Below are 15,302 nucleotides of genomic sequence, written 5' to 3'. Positions count from 1 at the left end.
CGGAGCGGAGGAAGAGGGCGTCGGTGGTGTCGTCGCCGATGCGGGTGCGCGGCCCCTGACGCCAGTTCCGGCGGCGGCAGGTGACGGTTCTTCGGAACTCACAGTTCCGTGGGGAGCGTCCGCCAGAGGTACGGCCGGTCGGGCGCGGCTTGCAGGGTCCGGAGCACCACCGGATGAGGTTCATCGTAAAGGTCCGGATAGTCCACTTCATTGAACTCCGGGCGTACGGCCCAGGCCAGTCGCTCCTCCCCCAGCGAGAACTGGGCGTCCACGCCGGGCGGCACGTTGCCCCGTACGTCCTGCCGGGCCCAGCGCCCCTCGCCCGGCAGCCTGACCGCGACGAGCCCGTGGATCACCGGGTTCGATCCTTCGTCGTCCGCGAGCCGCTGATAGCAGAGGGCGGCCGGGATGCCCCGGGCCCGCAGGAGCGCGGCGTACGCGACGGACTTGGCGTAGCAGATGCCGGTGCCCTGCTCCAGGACGTCGGAGGCGCGCCAGGTGACGCGGAGGTCGCCGGAGTCCTGGGAGTGCGGGATGGCGTCGCGGATGAACTCGTAGGCGGCCCTGGCGTATGAGTATGCGTCGACATGGTCGGCGGCGATGCGGTCCGCCGTGGCGCGGACGAGCGGGTGATCGTGGTCGACGGCCTCACCGACGGCCAAGTAGGCCGCGATGTCGGCATGCTGCTGTGTCAGCTCCATGATCCGCGAGCATAGGAAAGCGGCCGAGCGGAGTCAATGACTTTCCGTTCGACCGCATACCTATTCAGCTTGCCGCTAGCGGGCCAGTTCTTCCTTCAGGGCCTGGAGGAAGGCGTCGACGTCGTCCTCCGTGGTGTCGAAGGAGCACATCCAGCGCACGTCGCCGGCCTGCTCGTCCCAGAAGTAGAAGCGGAACCGCTGCTGGAGCCGGCGGCTGACCTCGTGCGGGAGGCGCGCGAAGACCGCGTTGGCCTGCACCGGGTAGAGGATCTCCACCCCGTCCAGGGCGCGCACCCCGTCCGCGAGGCGGCGGGCCATCGCGTTGGCCTGCCGGGCGTTGCGCAGCCACAGGTCCTTGGCGAGCAGCGCCTCCAGCTGCACCGACAGGAAGCGCATCTTGGACGCGAGCTGCATGGACAGCTTGCGCAGGTGCTTCATGTGGCTGACCGCGTCCGGGTTGAGGACGATCACGGCCTCGCCGAAGAGCATGCCGTTCTTCGTGCCGCCGTACGAGACGACGTCGACGCCCACCGCGTTGGTGAAGGCGCGCATCGGCACGTCGAGGGAGGCGGCCGCGTTGGCTATCCGGGCGCCGTCGAGGTGCACCTTCATGCCCTTGGAGTGGGCGTGCTCGACGATGGCGCGGATCTCGTCCACGGTGTAGACGGTGCCCAGTTCGGTGTTCTGGGTGATCGAGACGACCTGGGGCATGGCCCGGTGCTCGTCCTCCCAGCCCCAGGCCTGCCGGTCGATGAGCTCGGGGGTGAGCTTGCCGTCCGGGGTGGGCACGGTGAGCAGCTTGAGGCCGCCCATGCGCTCGGGCGCGCCGCCCTCGTCCACGTTGATGTGGGCGCTCTCGGCGCAGATGACGGCGCCCCAGCGGTCGGTGAGCGCCTGGAGGGCGGTCACGTTCGACCCGGTGCCGTTGAAGACCGGGAAGGCCTCCGCGAGCGGGCCGAAGTGACTGTGCACGATCCGCTGGAGGTGGTCGGTGTACTCGTCCTCGCCGTAGGCGACCTGGTGGCCGTCGTTGGCGAGGGCGATCGCGGCGAGGATCTCGGGGTGGACGCCGGCGTAGTTGTCGCTCGCGAAGCCCCGGACCGACGGGTCGTGGTGACGACGGGCGTCGGTCCGGTGTCCGAGGGCGGCGGTCACGGTGCGGGGGTCAGCCACAGGCGCTGTCCATTCACTTCCTGGGCGGGCCGGTCCCACAGGCCGGCGATCTCGTCGGCCAGGTCCTTCACGTCGGTAAAGCCCGCGAACTTCGCGTTGGGGCGTTCGGCGCGCATGGCGTCGTGCACCAATGCCTTGATCACCAGGATCGTAGCCGCGGCCTGCGGGCCGTCCTCGCCGCCCAGCTTGCGGAAGGAGTCCGCCATGGCCAGGGTCCAGGCCTCGGCGGCGGCCTTGCCCGCGTTGTACGCGGCGTTGTTGGCCTGCGGCTTGTGGGCGCCGACCTGGCTGACCAGGGCGTAGCGGCCGCGGCCGCCGCTGCGGAGCAGGGCGTCGTGGAAGGCGAGCGAGGTGTGCTGGACGGTGCGGATCAGGAGCTTCTCCAGGAAGTCCCAGTCCCCGAGGTCGGTCTCGGTGAAGGAGGAGCTGCCGCGCCAACCGCCCACGAGGTGGACGAGCCCGTCGACGCGCCCGAACTCCTTCTCCGTCTTGTCGGCCCACGCGCGCGTGGCGTCGAGGTCGAGGAGGTCGACGGTCTCGCCGACGACCTTGGCGCCCTGCGTCTCGCGGGCGGCCTCGACGGCCTCGGCGAGCCGGGCCGGGTCGGCGTCGGCGGCGACCACGGTCGCGCCGGCGCCGGCGAGGCGGAGCAGCGCCGCCCGGCCGGCGGGTCCCGCCGCGCCGGCCACCGCGACGACCGCCCCGTCGAGAGGTCCGCCGTTTCCGTTGGCGTTCATGGACGTCTCCTCCGTGTGCTCCGTACCGTCGGTCACGCGGCGGCCCGCTCGGGCATGTCCGCGGCGGTGATCCCCTTGGTGCCGGCGATCACGCCCTTCATCTTCTTGGAAAGGGCCTCGAAGAACATGCTCAGCGGAAACTCGTCGGGAAGCACGTCGTCGACGAGCTTGCGCGGCGGGAGGGTGAGGTCCAGGGCGTCGGGGCCCTTGGCCCACTTGGAGCCCGGGTGCGGGGCGAGGTAGCCGGAGACGAACTCGTACGCCTTGATCCAGTGGACCAGCTTCGGACGGTCGATGCCGTCGCGGTAGAGGGTCTCGATGTCGGAGCAGAGGCGGTTGGTGACCTCGGGGGCGCGGTCCCAGTCGATGGTGAGGACGTTGTCCGTCCAGCGCACCACGTCGTTCTTGTGGAGGTACGCGAAGAGGAGCTGGCCGCCCAGACCGTCGTAGTTGCGGTTGCGGTCACCCGTGAGCGGGAAGCGGAACATCCGGTCGAAGAGGACCGCGTACTGCACGTCGCGCCCGTGGGAGTTGCCCTCGGCCTCCAGCTTCACGGCCTCCTTGAAGGCGGTGAGGTCGCAGCGGAGCTCCTCCAGGCCGTACATCCAGAACGGCTGGCGCTGCTTGATCATGAAGGGGTCGAAGGGCAGGTCGCCGCGGCTGTGGGCGCGGTCGTGGACCAGGTCCCAGAGGGCGAAGGCCTGCTCGCAGCGGCTCTGGTCGTCGAGCATCGCGGCGATGTCCGCGGGCAGCTTCAGGCCCAGGGTGTCGACGGCGGCCTCGGTGACCTTGCGGAAGCGGGCGGCCTCGCGGTCGCAGAAGATGCCGCCCCAGGTGAAGCGCTCGGGGACCTCGCGGACGGCGACGGTCTCCGGGAAGAGGACGGCCGAGTTGGTGTCGTACCCGGCGGTGAAGTCCTCGAAGGAGATGCCGATGTAGCCCGGGTTGTCGTAGCGGGTGGCCTCCAGCTCGGCGAGCCACTCGGGCCAGACCATGCGCAGGACGACGGCCTCGAAGTTGCGGTCCGGGTTGCCGTTCTGCGTGTACATCGGGAAGAGCACGAGGTGCTGGAGCCCGTCCGCGCGGCCGGCGGCCGGGTGGAAGGTCAGCAGCGAGTCCAGGAAGTCCGGGACGCCGAAGCCGCCCTCGGACCACTTGCGCAGGTCGGCGACGAGGGCGCGGTGGTACGCGGCGTCGTGCGGCACCAGCGGGGAGAGCTGCTCGACGGCGGCCACCAGGCGGTCCACGGTCAGCTCGACGAGGGAACGCGCGGGCGCGCCCTCGGCCTCGAAGTCGACCGATCCGTCGGCACGCTGCCAGACGCGGATCTCCTCCACGGCGTTCTTGAGCTCCGGCCAGGCAGGGTGGTCGATGACGCGGGCGGTAGCTATCCCCTCACCGGTCACGTCCTGCACAAGAATTTCCGTCATGCCTCTTCCTCCACAGGAGAACCTTGCGTAAAGGAACCGTATCCACGCATGACTCATGACCGCAAGAGGAGCAAGAGAAATTCTCCCGTGGGACACCCTCCCGACCGCATTTTTTCCTGTCGACCGGGGGGTGAACGGGTGCTTCCGGCGGAAGGATCAGACCAGGGGCTTCACCAGGAGCTCGAAGCGGAGGTCCTCGCGCCGGGGCAGACCGAAGCGCTCGTCGCCGTACGGGAAGGGGCTCGTCTCGCCCGTGCGCCGGTAGCCGCGCCGCTCGTACCAGGCGATCAGCTCCTCCCGGGCGGTGATCACCGTCATGTGCATCTCGCGGACGTCCCACAGCTCGCGGACCCGCCGCTCGGCCTCCGCGATGATCCGCTTGCCGAGGCCGGCGCCCTGGAGCTCGGGCCGGACCGCGAACATGCCGAAGTAGGCGGCCTCGCCGCGGTGCTCCAGCTGACAGCAGGCGACCGTGTCGCCGTCCCGCTCCACCAGCAGCAGCACGCTGCCCGGGGCGGCGATCACGGCGGCCACGCCCTCCGGGTCGGTCCGCTGCCCGTCCAGGAGGTCCGCCTCGGTGGTCCACCCGGCCCGGCTCGCGTCGCCCCGGTAGGCCGACTCGACGAGCGGCACCACGACGGGCACGTCGTCGAGCACCGCCTGCCGGTAGGTGACGGTGCCGGGCTCCTGGCTCGCGGCGGTGTCGGGAACGGGTGTGGCGGTGTCCATCGTGCGGGGCTCCCCTCGGGCGCGTCGACCGGCGTGCGCGGTCGTCCCGAGCCTAACGCGCGCCGCCGCACCCCCTTTCGTACGCCTGTGCGCGCCTGTGCGCCCGCGTGCGCACACCCGGCGGCGGGCAGCCCCTCCCCGGGACACGAGCCGAGGGACACGAGCCGAGGGACACGAAGCCGAGGGGCACAAGCCGAGGGGGGAGGTGCGCCGTGCACGGAGCGGGCCTGTCGGGGTGGCTGCTCGTCGCGCTCTGCGCGGCCGTCGGGACGTACTGCGCGCTGCGGACCCGGGCCAGCACGGGCGAGGAGCGGCGGGCGGCGCGCGCGGAGGCCGTGATGGGCTTCGGGATGGCGGCGATGGCACTGCCGCCCGCCGTGCTCACCCCGCCGTCCTGGAACTGGGCGGTGTACGCGGCGCTCTTCGGCGCGGCGGCGGTGGCCGACCTCGCCGCGGCCCGCCGGGACGCGCACCGGCTGCACCACGCCGTCGGCTCCCTCGCCATGGTCTACATGGCGCTCACGATGGCCCCGTCAGCGGCGACCGGCGCGCAGGGGGTGCACGCGGCGCACGGCGCGGGGACGGCGGCCGGCGGGATACCCCTGCTCACCGGTGGGCTGCTCCTCTACTACGCGGTGTACGTGCTCCGCTCCGGGGCCCGGCTCGTCCCGGCCGGCCCGCACGGGCGCGGGGGCGGACCGACGGGAGGCGGGGGACCCGGCTGGACGACCCGGCCGGAGCTCGCCCTGGTCTGCCGGCTGTCGATGGGCCTCGCCACGCTGGCGATGCTGTGCACGCTCTGAATCCCTCCGTGCCGCCCTCAGGCCCGCCGAGTCCCCTTGTCCCGCGCGGACGTTCGGGCTCACGAGCGGCGAAACCGTGGCGTACGTCACTTGCCGGGTGAGGCCATACCCCCGGGGAGCACCCCGCTCATAGGGTGACGTCCATGTGGGTCTCCCTCGCGCTGCTCCTGCTCGGCGTCCTGACCGCGCTCACCGCGCCCCGGCTGCTCGCCCGGGCCGACTGGGCGGAGCGAGAACCCGTCGTGGCGCTCTGGGTGTGGCAGTGCGTGGTGGCCGCGGTCCTGGTCAGCTTCGCGCTCTCGATGACCTTCAGCGCGGCCGCCGCCTGGCAGGCCGTGCGCGGCCAGGTCTTCGCGCACGCGCCGCGCGCGGTCCTCGACGCGTACGAACTCTCCACCGACGGCGGCCCCTGGTCGGCGGCGCTCGCCGTGGTCCTCGCGGCCGGCGGGCTGTGGACCGGCGCCATGCTCGGGCGCGAGATCGGCCTGGCCCGCGCCCGCCGCCGCACGCGCCGCGACGACCTGCTGGTCCGCGCCCCGCAGCTGCCCGGCGAGGAGCCGGACGGCGGGCGGCTCGTCGTCCTGGAGGGCGAGCGCCCCGACGCCTGGTGGCTGCCCGGCACCGCGCCCCGGCTCGTCGTCACCACCGCCGCGCTGCGCCGCCTGAAGGGCCGACAGCTCGACGCGCTGCTCGCCCACGAGCAGGGGCACGCCCGGGCCCGGCACGACTGGCTGCTCCACTGTTCCGGAGCGCTCGCCTCCGGCTTCCCCGGCATCCCGGTCTTCACCGCCTTCCGCGAGGAGATGCACCGGCTGGTCGAACTCGCCGCCGACGACGTGGCCTCGCGCCGCTTCGGGCGGCTGACCGTCGCGCTCGCCCTGGTGGGACTGAACGAGGAGCGGGGCGTGTTCGCCACCCCGCCCGGCATCGGCCCCGAGGCCGGCCTCCCCCAGCGCGTCGACCGCCTCCTCACCGCCACCCCCCGGCTCCCCGCCGTCCACCGGCTGCGTCTCACGGCGACGGCGGCCCTCGTCCCGGCGGTCCCGGTGCTCATCGCCTTCTTCCCCGGCCTGGCCGCCCTCGGCTGACCGGTGACGGCGGGAAGGACCACTCCGGCCGAGGCCCCGCCCCGCGCACCGCGGAACGGTGACGCGCGGGGCGGTGCCGCGTGGAGCGGGTCACGGCGGGCGGTCCTGCAGGATCGTGGAATGCGAAATTCCGCGGTGGTCTCCGGAGGGCTCTCCCTGCTCCTGCTCGCGCTCGTGGCGGCCGCATGGGCCCCGCTGCTCGCCTTCGACCGGTCGGTCGACGAGGCGCTGCACCGCAGCGCCCTCGCCCATCCCGGCCTCACCCGTGCCCACCGGGTGCTGAGCGACTGGGTGTGGGACCCGTGGACGATGCGGGCGCTGGCCCTCGCCGCGGCCCTGCTCCTCGTCCGGTACGGGCACCGGCGCCTCGCGCTGTGGGTGGTCGGGACCGTGCTGGCCGCGGCCGGGGTGCAGCAGGGCGTGAAGGCGCTGGTCGACCGGGAGCGGCCGGTGTGGCGGGATCCGGTGGACTCGGCGTCGTTCGCCGCCTTCCCGTCGGGGCACGCGATGACGGCGGTGGTGGTCTGCGGGCTGCTGCTGTGGGTGTTCGCACTGGTCGGGCGGGAGCCGTGGCACGGCTGGGGCACGGCGGCCGGGCTCGCGGTGGTGTCGGTGCTCGGGGTCGGCTGGACCCGGGTCTACCTCGGGGTGCACTGGCCCTCGGACGTGCTGGCCGGCTGGCTGATGGGGTGGTGCTGCGTGGCCGTCGCCGTCGTCGCGTACCGGCGGATGCCGGGCGGCGGGCCGCTTCCCGTGCCGCCGCGCGAGCCGCGCGACCATGGAGGGGAAGGGACATGACGAGGCCGCCCGTCCTGGACGATCCCCCGTGTCGCCCAGGAAAGGCGGCCTCCACGCCGTCACGCCACGGGGGCGGGACGACGATCCACGCTGAGTATATTGGCCGCGAGCCAGTCAACGCAGGAGCCCAGCATGACGCCGCGTAGCCCGTCGGTCAACGAAGAGCTTCGCCGACGCTCCCGGGAGCGGATCCTGGCGGCCACCGTGGAGCTCGTGGGGCGCCGTGGATACGAGGCGACCACCCTCGGGGACATCGCCCGGGAGGCCGGGGTGGCACGCGGTCTGGTCTCGTACTACTTCCCGGGCAAGCGGCAGTTGCTGCAGTCCGCGGTGCACCGCCTGATGCACCTCACGCTCGCCGAGGCGCTGGAGCGCCCGCCGCGCACCGAGGACGGCAGGGAGCGGCTGGCCCGGGCGATCGACGCCGTCCTGGGGCTCGCGGTGGACCGCCCGACGCTGATGCGCACGCACATGGCCGGCATCCTGCAGGCCGAGGGCTTCGTGCGCTGCGAGGAGCAGCAGCGGCTCGCCTTCCTGCTGCGGGACACGGTGGAGCGGTACGGCTCCGAGGACGTGGACCGCGACTATCCGCTGCTGCGGGCGCTGCTGATGGGGGCGGTGGTGGCGGTGCTGCTGCCGGGGGCGCCGATGCCGATGGCCCGGCTGCGGGCGGAGCTGTTCCACCGCTACGGCCTGGACTGGGAGAGCGGCGCGCCGCCGGACGGTGGTCCGCCCGACGGCGTGCTCTGAGGCGCGCGGGGTCAGTCCCGGTCGCCGAAGTCCTCGAAGTAGTCGGGCTGGGTCTGGACGTTGAGCTCGTCCATCCGGATCCGCTGGGCGGGGTCGGTGCGCCGGTCGGAGATCTTCAGGACGTCGAGGCCCCGGGCGATCTCGTTCGAGTAGACGTGGCCGTTGTAGTAGTACGCGGACCAGGAGCCGCCGACGGCGAGGGCGGTGTCGGAGACCGGGCCGCGGTCGAAGTAGCCGATCTCCTTCGGGTGCGCGGAGTCGGTGAAGTCCCAGAGGGAGACGCCGCCCTGGTACCACCCCTGGACCATGAGGTCCTTGCCCTTGACCGGGATCAGCGAGCCGTTGTGGGCGACGCAGTTCTCGGTGTCGGCCTGGTGGCGCGGGATCTTGAAGTAGCTGCGGAAGACGAGCTTGCGGTTCTTGCCCTTGCCGGTGATGTCGTAGACGCCGTTGGCGCCGCGGTTCGGACCGACGGCGGCGTTGCAGGTGGCGCCGCCACCGCCGCCGAGCTCGTCGGTGAAGACGACCTTGTTCGCCTTCTGGTTGAAGGTGGCGGAGTGCCAGAAGGCGAAGTTGACGTTGTCCTGGACCTGGTCGAGGACGCGCGGGTGCTCGGGGTCGGAGACGTCGAAGAGGATGCCGTCGCCCATGCAGGCGCCGGCGGCGAGGTCCTTGCCGGGCAGCACGGTGATGTCGTGGCAGCCGGTGGTCTTGGAGACGCCCGGGTTGGTCGGGCCGCCGGGGTTGCCGCCGCCGTCGGGGCCTTCACCGGGGAAGAGGACGGGGAAGTTCACGACGCGGGCCTGCTGCGGCGCCTCGCGCGGCACCTTGATGACCGAGATGCCGTCGTGCGGCGGCCGGCAGTCGGGGAAGGCCGCGTTGGGCGAGTAGGAGGAGACGTACACGTACACGTCCTTGCGCTGCGGCAGGATCGTGTGGGTGTGGGAGCCGCAGGCGGTCTCGACGGAGGCGACGTACTTCGGGTTCGTGACGTCGCTGATGTCGAAGATCTTCATGCCCTCCCAGGACTCCTTGACGGAGGCCGACTGCATCGTGGAGGCGCAGGAGTCGTCGCTGCGGGAGGAGTCGGTGGAGAGGAAGAGGAGGTCCCCGGAGACGGAGACGTCGTTCTGGGAACCGGGGCAGAGCACCTGGGCGACGCTCTTCGGTGCCTTCGGGTCGCTGATGTCGAAGATCCGGAAGCCGTCGTAGTTGCCCGCGAAGGCGTACGGGCCCTGGAAGGCGAGGTCGGTGTTGAGGCCCTGGAGCGCGTCCTTGGGGATGTTCGCCAGGAGCTGGATGTTGTCGCTCTTCACGATCTCGTCGACGCCGGGTATCGCGCCGGTCTCGATCGCCGACCGCGCCTCGGCGGCCTGCGCGGCCGGGACGGGCGCCTGGAGCGGGGCGTCACCGGGGTCGGGGGTGGCGGTGGCGGTGGCGGTGCCGGTGGCGAGCAGCGCCGCCAGGAGGCCGGCCGCGGCGGTGGCCGCGCCGAGGCGTCTGATCCGGGAGGGTGGACTCTGCGGGGTGTCCAATGAAGTCACTCCGTCCTCCGTGTTTTCCGTTCAATGCTGAACGGTGCTGGACCCCGGCAGTATGTTCCTTGGCGTGCACATCCCAACAGAGGGCAACACGGATGTATTGAGGGAATCCGATCGACTCCCCGAAAAGAACTGCCAGGAACGGCCCCTGAAGCCGCACATCTCCCAGGAGGCACCGTTGCCGAACCGCCACCGCCGGCGCGCCGCACTCGCCGCGACCCTCTCAGCGCTGGCCGTACTCGCCCTGGGCGCCTGCGAGTCGGGCTCCGACCACGCCGCGCCCGAGCCCGCCCCGACCGGCACGGCCGCGGCGGTCCTGGCGCCCGGCAGGCCCGGCGAGCCGGCCCGGCGGATCTCACCGGAGGAGGCGGCGAGCCTGCTCCCCGACGAACGGCCGAACGGCGCGGACTTCCGGTACGTGCAGATGATGGTGGTGCACCACCGGCAGGCCCTGACGATGACCGCGCTCGCCCCGAGCCGCGCCGGATCGCCCGGGGTGAAGAAGGTGGCGGAGCGGATCGCGGCGGCGCAGCAGCCGGAGATCGGGGCGATGGAGGGGTGGCTGACGGCCAACGGCGGGCCCCGCGACCAGGGCGCCCACGACCATCACGCGATGCCGGGCATGGCGACCGAGGCCCAGCTGGGCCGGCTGAAGGCGGCGGAGGGCGCGGCCTTCGACGAGCTGTTCCTGGAGCTGATGGTGCGGCACCACGAGGGCGCCGTGACGATGGCGGCCGAGGTGCTCGGCCAGGGCAACAACATCCAGGTGGAGGAGATGGCGAACGACGTGATCGCCCAGCAGACCGCCGAGATCAACCGGATGCGGTCGCTGTGATCAACCGGTTGCGGTCGCTGTGAGTCCGGCACCTTCGGCCGCCCCGGCCGGGTCCTGGCGGGCGGACTGGGCCTCGGCCGCCGCCAGGACGGTGTCGAGGAGGCCGGGGAAGAGGGCGTCGAGGTCGTCGCGGCGCAGGCAGTTGAGCTTGGCGGTGCCGCGGTAGTCCTGCCGGATGACGCCGGCCTCGCGGAGCACCCGGAAGTGGTGGGTGGTGGTCGACTTGGTGACCGGGAGGACGAAGTACGAGCAGCTCAGCTCGGTCTCCGCGGCGGCCAGTTCGCGGACGATCCGCAGCCGCACGGCGTCCGAGAGCGCATGCAGGACGGTCTCCAGGCGGATCTCCTCGCGCGCGGGGTGCTCCAGGAGGCGGGTGCTGGCGGGGGACGTCATGGCGGCGGCTCCACTTTCTCCGGAGGGGTCGTACCGAGCGGCCTCCATTGTACGAGGATCCTCGTAGTTTGACAGTCGCCGTACTACGATGGGTATCGTACGAGCATCCCGCCGGGCCTCCCCCCGCCCGGCACCCGGCCGTCCCGAAACGGAGTCCCCGATGAGCGCCGCCCTCTTCGAGCCCTACACCCTCCGCTCCCTGACCGTCCCCAACCGCGTGTGGATGGCGCCGATGTGCCAGTACTCGGCGGAGGTCTTCGGGCCGAACGCGGGCGTCGCCACCGACTGGCACTTGGCCCACTACGGCTCCCGGGCCACCGGAGGCGCCGGACTGATCCTGGTCGAGGCCACCGCCGTCGCCCCCGAGGGCCGCATCAGCCCCGCCGACCTGGGCCTGTGGAACGACACCCAGACCGAGGCGCTGCGCCGGATCGCCTCCTTCCTCAAGGCGCAGGGCACCGTCCCGGGCATCCAGCTCGCGCACGCCGGCCGCAAGGCCGCCACCCAGCGCCCCTGGCTCGGCCGCGGGCCCGCCCCGGCCGAGGAGGCCTGGCAGCCGGTCGCGCCGAGCCCGCTCCCCTTCGACGAGGGCTACCCGGTGCCCACCGAGCTGACCGAGGACGCCATCCGCGAGATCGTCGGACAGTTCGCGGCCGCCGCCCGCCGCGCCCTGGCCGCCGGCTTCGAGGTCGCCGAGGTGCACGGCGCCCACGGCTACCTGATCGGCGAGTTCCTCTCCCCGCACAGCAACCACCGCACCGACGGCTACGGCGGCTCCTTCGAGAACCGCACCCGGCTCGCCCTGGAGGTCGTCGACGCGGTCCGCGCCGTCTGGCCCGCGGAACTGCCGCTCTTCTTCCGCATCTCGGCCACCGACTGGCTGGAGGAGGCAGGGTGGACCCCGGACGAGACCGTCCGCTTCGCCGCCCTGCTGCGCGAGCACGGCGTCGACCTGCTCGACGTCTCCAGCGGCGGCAACGGCGGGCCCGCCGCGATCCCCGTCGGCCCCGGCTACCAGGTGCCCTTCGCCGCCCGCGTCAAGGCCGAGACCGGACTGCCGGTCGCCGCCGTCGGCCTCATCACCGAACCCGCGCAGGCCGAGAAGATCCTCGCCAACGGCGAGGCGGACGCGGTCCTGCTCGGCCGCGAGCTGCTCCGCGACGCCTCCTGGCCGCGCCGGGCCGCGCGCGAGCTGGGCGCCGCCACCCTCACGCCGCCGCAGTACGCCTGGGCGATCTGACCCGACACCCTCGCCCGTGACACCTCGCGACCGACCGGTCGCGGGGTGTCCCAGGAGCCGTTGTCAGTGGCCGGGTGCAGACTGGCCCGTATCCGCGACAACGGCGTCCTGGAGGTGGGCCCCATGCCCGACGTACTTCTCACCGTAGGCACCCGCAAGGGACTCTTCATCGGCCGCAGGCACGACGGGCGCTGGGAGTTCGACGATCCCCACTTCCCCGCCCAGGCCGTCTACTCGGTGGCCATCGACACCCGGCCGGACACCCCCCGGCTGCTGGTCGGCGGCGACAGCTCCCACTGGGGCCCGTCCGTCTTCCACTCCGACGACCTGGGCCGGACCTGGACCGAACCGCCCACGCCCGCCGTCACGTTCCCCCAGGACACCGGCGCCTCGCTGGAGCGCGTCTGGCAGCTCCACCCGGCCCCCGCCCACTCCCCCGGCGTCGTCTACGCGGGCACCGAACCGGCCGCGCTCTTCCGCTCCGAGGACGGCGGTGCCTCCTTCTCCCTGGTCCGGCCGCTCTGGGAGCACCCGAGCCGCTCGGCATGGGTCCCGGGCGGCGGGGGCGAGGCCGTGCACACGGTCGTCACCGACGCGCGCGACCCCGACGCCGTCACCGTGGCCGTCTCCACCGCCGGCGTCTTCCGCAGCCGGGACGGCGGCGCCTCCTGGGCCCCGTCCAACCACGGGGTCGCGGCGCCCTTCCTGCCCGAGCCGCACCCGGAGTTCGGCCAGTGCGTCCACAAGATCGCGCAGGACGCGGGCGATCCGGACCGGCTCTACCTGCAGAACCACTGGGGCGTCTACCGCAGCGACGACGCCGGCGGCAGCTGGACGGACATCGGCGGCGCGCTCCCCTCCGACTTCGGCTTCGCCGCCGCCGCGCACCCGCACCGCCCCGGCACCGCCTACGTCTTCCCCATCACCGCCGACTCCGACCGGGTCCCGGCCGGGCGCCGCTGCCGCGTCTACCGCACCACGGACGCCGGCGCGAGCTGGGAGCCGCTGCACCGGGGGCTCCCTGAGGGCGACCACTACGGCACGGTCCTGCGCGACGCGCTGTGCACCGACGACGCCGACCCGGCGGGCGTCTACTTCGGCAACCGCAACGGCGAGCTGTACGCCAGCGCCGACGACGGCGACAGCTGGCAGCTGCTCGCCGCCCACCTGCCGGACGTGCTGTGCGTACGGGCGGCGGTCGTCTGAACGCCCGGCCGCCGTACGGCTGTCGGCGCGTCGCTCAGGGCAGCAGCCAGTCCACCGGCTCGGCGCCCTGGGCGACCAGCATCTCGTTGGCCCGGCTGAAGGGCCGGGAGCCGAAGAAGCCGCGGTCGGCCGAGCGCGGGGACGGGTGCGCCGACTCGACGGCGGGCAGACCGCCGAGCAGCGGACGGGCGTTGCGCGCGTCGCGGCCCCAGAGGATGGAGACCAGCGGCTTGCCGCGGGCGGCGAGAGCGCGGATGGCCTGCTCGGTGACCTCCTCCCAGCCCTTGTTGCGGTGGGCGCCCGCGTTGCGCGGGGAGGTGGTCAGGGTCCTGTTGAGCAGCAGGACGCCCTGCCGGGTCCAGGGGGTGAGGTCGCCGTTCGACGGGCGGGGGTGGCCCAGATCGGTGTGCATCTCCCAGAAGATGTTCAGCAGGCTCCCCGGAAGCTGCCGCACCTCGGGCGCCACGGCGAAGCTCAGGCCGATCGCCATCCCCGGCGTGGGATAGGGATCCTGACCCACGATCAGGACCCGCACGTCGTCGAACGGCTGCTGGAAGGCGCGCAGCACGTTCGGCCCCGACGGCAGATAGGTACGGCCCGCGGCGATCTCCCCGCGCAGGAAGTCGCCCATCTCGGCCACCCGGCCCGCGACGGGCTCCAGGGCCTTGGCCCAGCCGGGCTCCACCAGTTCGTTCAACGGTCTCGCAGTCACGGTCCGTCACTCTAGCGGCCAACACCGACAACGCCCTCCGGCCTAGACTGCGGGCCCCAGGCCCCCACCGGGAAGGGACGGTTCGCGGCATGGACTCCGGGAGCGGACACGGCGGCGGACGGACGGACCCGGTGGTCGTCGGCATCGACTCGGGCGGCTCGGGGCTCCGGGTGGCCCTCGCCCGGGCCGCCGACGGGACGGTGCTCGACCGGGCGGCCGCGCCCGGGCCCGTACGGACCGGTCCCGGCGGGATCTCCGCCGCCCACTTCCTGGAGTGCGTGCTGCCCGCCGTGGCCGCGCTGCGGGTCCGGGCGGGGAAGGACCGCCCGGTGCTCGCCGCGGCCGTGGGCGCCGCCGGGATGGCCACGCTCGGCGAGGAGCTGCGGGCGGTCCTCCCGGGGGCCTTCGCCGAGGCGTGGGGAGTGCGCGGGACGGTACTCGCCGCCGACGCCGTCACCGCCTACGCGGGGGCGCTCGGCACCCGGCCCGGCGCGGTCGTCGCCGGCGGCACCGGGCTGATCGCCCTCGGCACCGACCTGACCGGCTGGCGCCGCGCCGACGGCTGGGGCCACCTCCTGGGCGACTGCGGCAGCGGCGCCTGGATCGGCCGGGCGGGCCTGGAGGCGGCGATGCGGGCGTACGACGGGCGGCGCGGCGGTTCGCCCGCCCTGCTCGCCCGCGCCGAGAAGCTGCACGGCCCGGCCGCCGGGCTGCCCGCCGCGCTCTACCCGCGCACCGACCGGCCGGCGGTCCTCGCCGCCTTCGCCCCGGAGGTCGCGGCCTGCGCGGCCGACGGCGAGCCGGTCGCGGCCGGGATCCTGGAGCGGGCCGCCGGGCACATCGCCGAGGCCGCCGAGGCGGCCTGCCCGCCGGACCCGGCGGCGGTGGTGGCGCTCACCGGCGGACTGTTCCGGCTCGGCGACCCGCTCCTCGTACCCCTGCGGACGGCGCTCGCCGAGCGGCTGCCCGGGGTCGGGACCGTCGCCCCCACGGGGGATCCGCTCGACGGCGCCCTGACGCTCGCCGGCGGGCTCGCCGCCGGGGTCCGGGGGCTGCCCGAGGACCCCGCGCTGCTGCGGTACCTCTGACCCCGCCGCACCCGCCCGGCGGGCATCGCCGCTGGTCCGGGGCGTGCGGCGGCGACTCGGCCGGCCCGGTCCACGATC

The 15,302-nt window shown here is 73.4% G+C and carries 16 protein-coding genes; 8 read left to right on the top strand and 8 right to left on the bottom strand.

The annotated features are described in order from the left end of the window. Positions 1 to 98 precede the first annotated feature (98 nt). From HHL19_RS28765 to HHL19_RS28745, 5 genes are all read right to left on the bottom strand, one after another. A complete protein-coding gene (locus HHL19_RS28765; RefSeq protein WP_169093288.1) occupies positions 99 to 701 on the bottom strand; it encodes a transglutaminase family protein in 603 nt (200 codons plus the stop codon). Positions 702 to 776: 75 nt separating this feature from the next. Beyond that, positions 777 to 1,856 carry a low specificity L-threonine aldolase gene (locus HHL19_RS28760; RefSeq protein ID WP_169093453.1) on the bottom strand — a complete coding sequence of 360 codons (1,080 nt, stop codon included), beginning with the start codon at positions 1,854 to 1,856 and terminating at the stop codon, positions 777 to 779. Further along, positions 1,853 to 2,611, bottom strand: a complete 759-nt coding sequence (locus HHL19_RS28755) for an SDR family NAD(P)-dependent oxidoreductase (protein ID WP_169093287.1) — start codon at positions 2,609 to 2,611, stop codon at positions 1,853 to 1,855. The genes HHL19_RS28760 and HHL19_RS28755 overlap by 4 nt, the downstream gene beginning before the upstream one ends. A 32-nt stretch (positions 2,612 to 2,643) precedes the next feature. Next, positions 2,644 to 4,041, bottom strand: coding sequence for a DUF6421 family protein (locus tag HHL19_RS28750; protein ID WP_169093286.1), 1,398 nt, complete (start codon positions 4,039 to 4,041; stop codon positions 2,644 to 2,646). 156 nt (positions 4,042 to 4,197) lie between these two features. Further along, positions 4,198 to 4,770: a GNAT family N-acetyltransferase gene (locus tag HHL19_RS28745; protein ID WP_169093285.1), complete on the bottom strand. Its 573-nt coding sequence runs from the start codon at positions 4,768 to 4,770 to the stop codon at positions 4,198 to 4,200. A 212-nt stretch (positions 4,771 to 4,982) separates the two neighbouring features. On the opposite strand from HHL19_RS28745, the gene HHL19_RS28740 reads away from it, so the two are divergent. From HHL19_RS28740 to HHL19_RS28725, 4 genes are all read left to right on the top strand, one after another. Further along, positions 4,983 to 5,573: a DUF5134 domain-containing protein gene (locus HHL19_RS28740; RefSeq protein WP_169093284.1), complete on the top strand. Its 591-nt coding sequence runs from the start codon at positions 4,983 to 4,985 to the stop codon at positions 5,571 to 5,573. A 143-nt stretch (positions 5,574 to 5,716) separates the two neighbouring features. After that, positions 5,717 to 6,661 (top strand): M56 family metallopeptidase, encoded by a 945-nt coding sequence (locus HHL19_RS28735; RefSeq protein WP_169093283.1) that lies wholly within the window; start codon positions 5,717 to 5,719, stop codon positions 6,659 to 6,661. Between the two features lie 120 nt (positions 6,662 to 6,781). Further along, positions 6,782 to 7,459: a phosphatase PAP2 family protein gene (locus tag HHL19_RS28730; RefSeq protein ID WP_169093282.1), complete on the top strand. Its 678-nt coding sequence runs from the start codon at positions 6,782 to 6,784 to the stop codon at positions 7,457 to 7,459. Positions 7,460 to 7,591: 132 nt separating this feature from the next. Further along, complete coding sequence (locus HHL19_RS28725; protein WP_169093281.1) at positions 7,592 to 8,209, top strand: TetR/AcrR family transcriptional regulator; 618 nt, start codon at positions 7,592 to 7,594, stop codon at positions 8,207 to 8,209. Between the two features lie 11 nt (positions 8,210 to 8,220). Here the strand turns inward: HHL19_RS28725 and HHL19_RS28720 are convergent, their stop codons facing one another. Further along, the gene (locus tag HHL19_RS28720) at positions 8,221 to 9,744 is read right to left on the bottom strand and encodes a hypothetical protein (RefSeq protein WP_169093452.1); all 1,524 of its coding nucleotides are present in this window, start codon (positions 9,742 to 9,744) and stop codon (positions 8,221 to 8,223) included. A gap of 184 nt (positions 9,745 to 9,928) precedes the next feature. On the opposite strand from HHL19_RS28720, the gene HHL19_RS28715 reads away from it, so the two are divergent. Beyond that, positions 9,929 to 10,585: a DUF305 domain-containing protein gene (locus tag HHL19_RS28715; protein ID WP_240981933.1), complete on the top strand. Its 657-nt coding sequence runs from the start codon at positions 9,929 to 9,931 to the stop codon at positions 10,583 to 10,585. Here HHL19_RS28715 and HHL19_RS28710 read toward each other — a convergent pair whose 3' ends face one another. Continuing rightward, positions 10,586 to 10,978: a helix-turn-helix domain-containing protein gene (locus HHL19_RS28710; protein WP_169093279.1), complete on the bottom strand. Its 393-nt coding sequence runs from the start codon at positions 10,976 to 10,978 to the stop codon at positions 10,586 to 10,588. A 160-nt stretch (positions 10,979 to 11,138) separates the two neighbouring features. Here HHL19_RS28710 and HHL19_RS28705 point away from each other — a divergent pair, with 160 nt between their 5' ends. Then, positions 11,139 to 12,218 (top strand): NADH:flavin oxidoreductase/NADH oxidase, encoded by a 1,080-nt coding sequence (locus HHL19_RS28705; protein WP_169093278.1) that lies wholly within the window; start codon positions 11,139 to 11,141, stop codon positions 12,216 to 12,218. A 123-nt stretch (positions 12,219 to 12,341) separates the two neighbouring features. Further along, entirely contained in the window at positions 12,342 to 13,424 is a 1,083-nt protein-coding gene (locus tag HHL19_RS28700) for a sialidase family protein (RefSeq protein ID WP_169093277.1), read from the top strand. Between the two features lie 34 nt (positions 13,425 to 13,458). On the opposite strand, the gene HHL19_RS28695 is transcribed toward HHL19_RS28700, so the two are convergent. Continuing rightward, complete coding sequence (locus tag HHL19_RS28695) at positions 13,459 to 14,136, bottom strand: uracil-DNA glycosylase (protein ID WP_169093276.1); 678 nt, start codon at positions 14,134 to 14,136, stop codon at positions 13,459 to 13,461. Positions 14,137 to 14,225: 89 nt separating this feature from the next. Here HHL19_RS28695 and HHL19_RS28690 point away from each other — a divergent pair, with 89 nt between their 5' ends. Further along, entirely contained in the window at positions 14,226 to 15,224 is a 999-nt protein-coding gene (locus HHL19_RS28690; protein WP_169093275.1) for a BadF/BadG/BcrA/BcrD ATPase family protein, read from the top strand. Positions 15,225 to 15,302: the final 78 nt, after the last annotated feature.

Source organism: Streptomyces sp. R302 (genome assembly GCF_012927245.1).
Lineage (GTDB): Bacteria > Actinomycetota > Actinomycetes > Streptomycetales > Streptomycetaceae > Streptomyces.
This window is presented reverse-complemented; position numbering and strand designations above follow the sequence as displayed.

Bases quoted from the DNA above. Each gene is read 5' to 3' on its own strand.
- HHL19_RS28745 (WP_169093285.1), bottom strand. From the start codon at position 4,770: ATGGACACCGCCACACCCGTTCCCGACACCGCCGCGAGCCAGGAGCCC.
- HHL19_RS28705 (WP_169093278.1), top strand. From the start codon at position 11,139: ATGAGCGCCGCCCTCTTCGAGCCCTACACCCTCCGCTCCCTGACCGTC.
- HHL19_RS28735 (WP_169093283.1), top strand. From the start codon at position 5,717: ATGTGGGTCTCCCTCGCGCTGCTCCTGCTCGGCGTCCTGACCGCGCTC.
- HHL19_RS28725 (WP_169093281.1), top strand. From the start codon at position 7,592: ATGACGCCGCGTAGCCCGTCGGTCAACGAAGAGCTTCGCCGACGCTCC.
- HHL19_RS28700 (WP_169093277.1), top strand. From the start codon at position 12,342: ATGCCCGACGTACTTCTCACCGTAGGCACCCGCAAGGGACTCTTCATC.
- HHL19_RS28730 (WP_169093282.1), top strand. From the start codon at position 6,782: ATGCGAAATTCCGCGGTGGTCTCCGGAGGGCTCTCCCTGCTCCTGCTC.
- HHL19_RS28710 (WP_169093279.1), bottom strand. From the start codon at position 10,978: ATGACGTCCCCCGCCAGCACCCGCCTCCTGGAGCACCCCGCGCGCGAG.
- HHL19_RS28750 (WP_169093286.1), bottom strand. From the start codon at position 4,041: ATGACGGAAATTCTTGTGCAGGACGTGACCGGTGAGGGGATAGCTACC.
- HHL19_RS28755 (WP_169093287.1), bottom strand. From the start codon at position 2,611: ATGAACGCCAACGGAAACGGCGGACCTCTCGACGGGGCGGTCGTCGCG.
- HHL19_RS28765 (WP_169093288.1), bottom strand. From the start codon at position 701: ATGGAGCTGACACAGCAGCATGCCGACATCGCGGCCTACTTGGCCGTC.
- HHL19_RS28690 (WP_169093275.1), top strand. From the start codon at position 14,226: ATGGACTCCGGGAGCGGACACGGCGGCGGACGGACGGACCCGGTGGTC.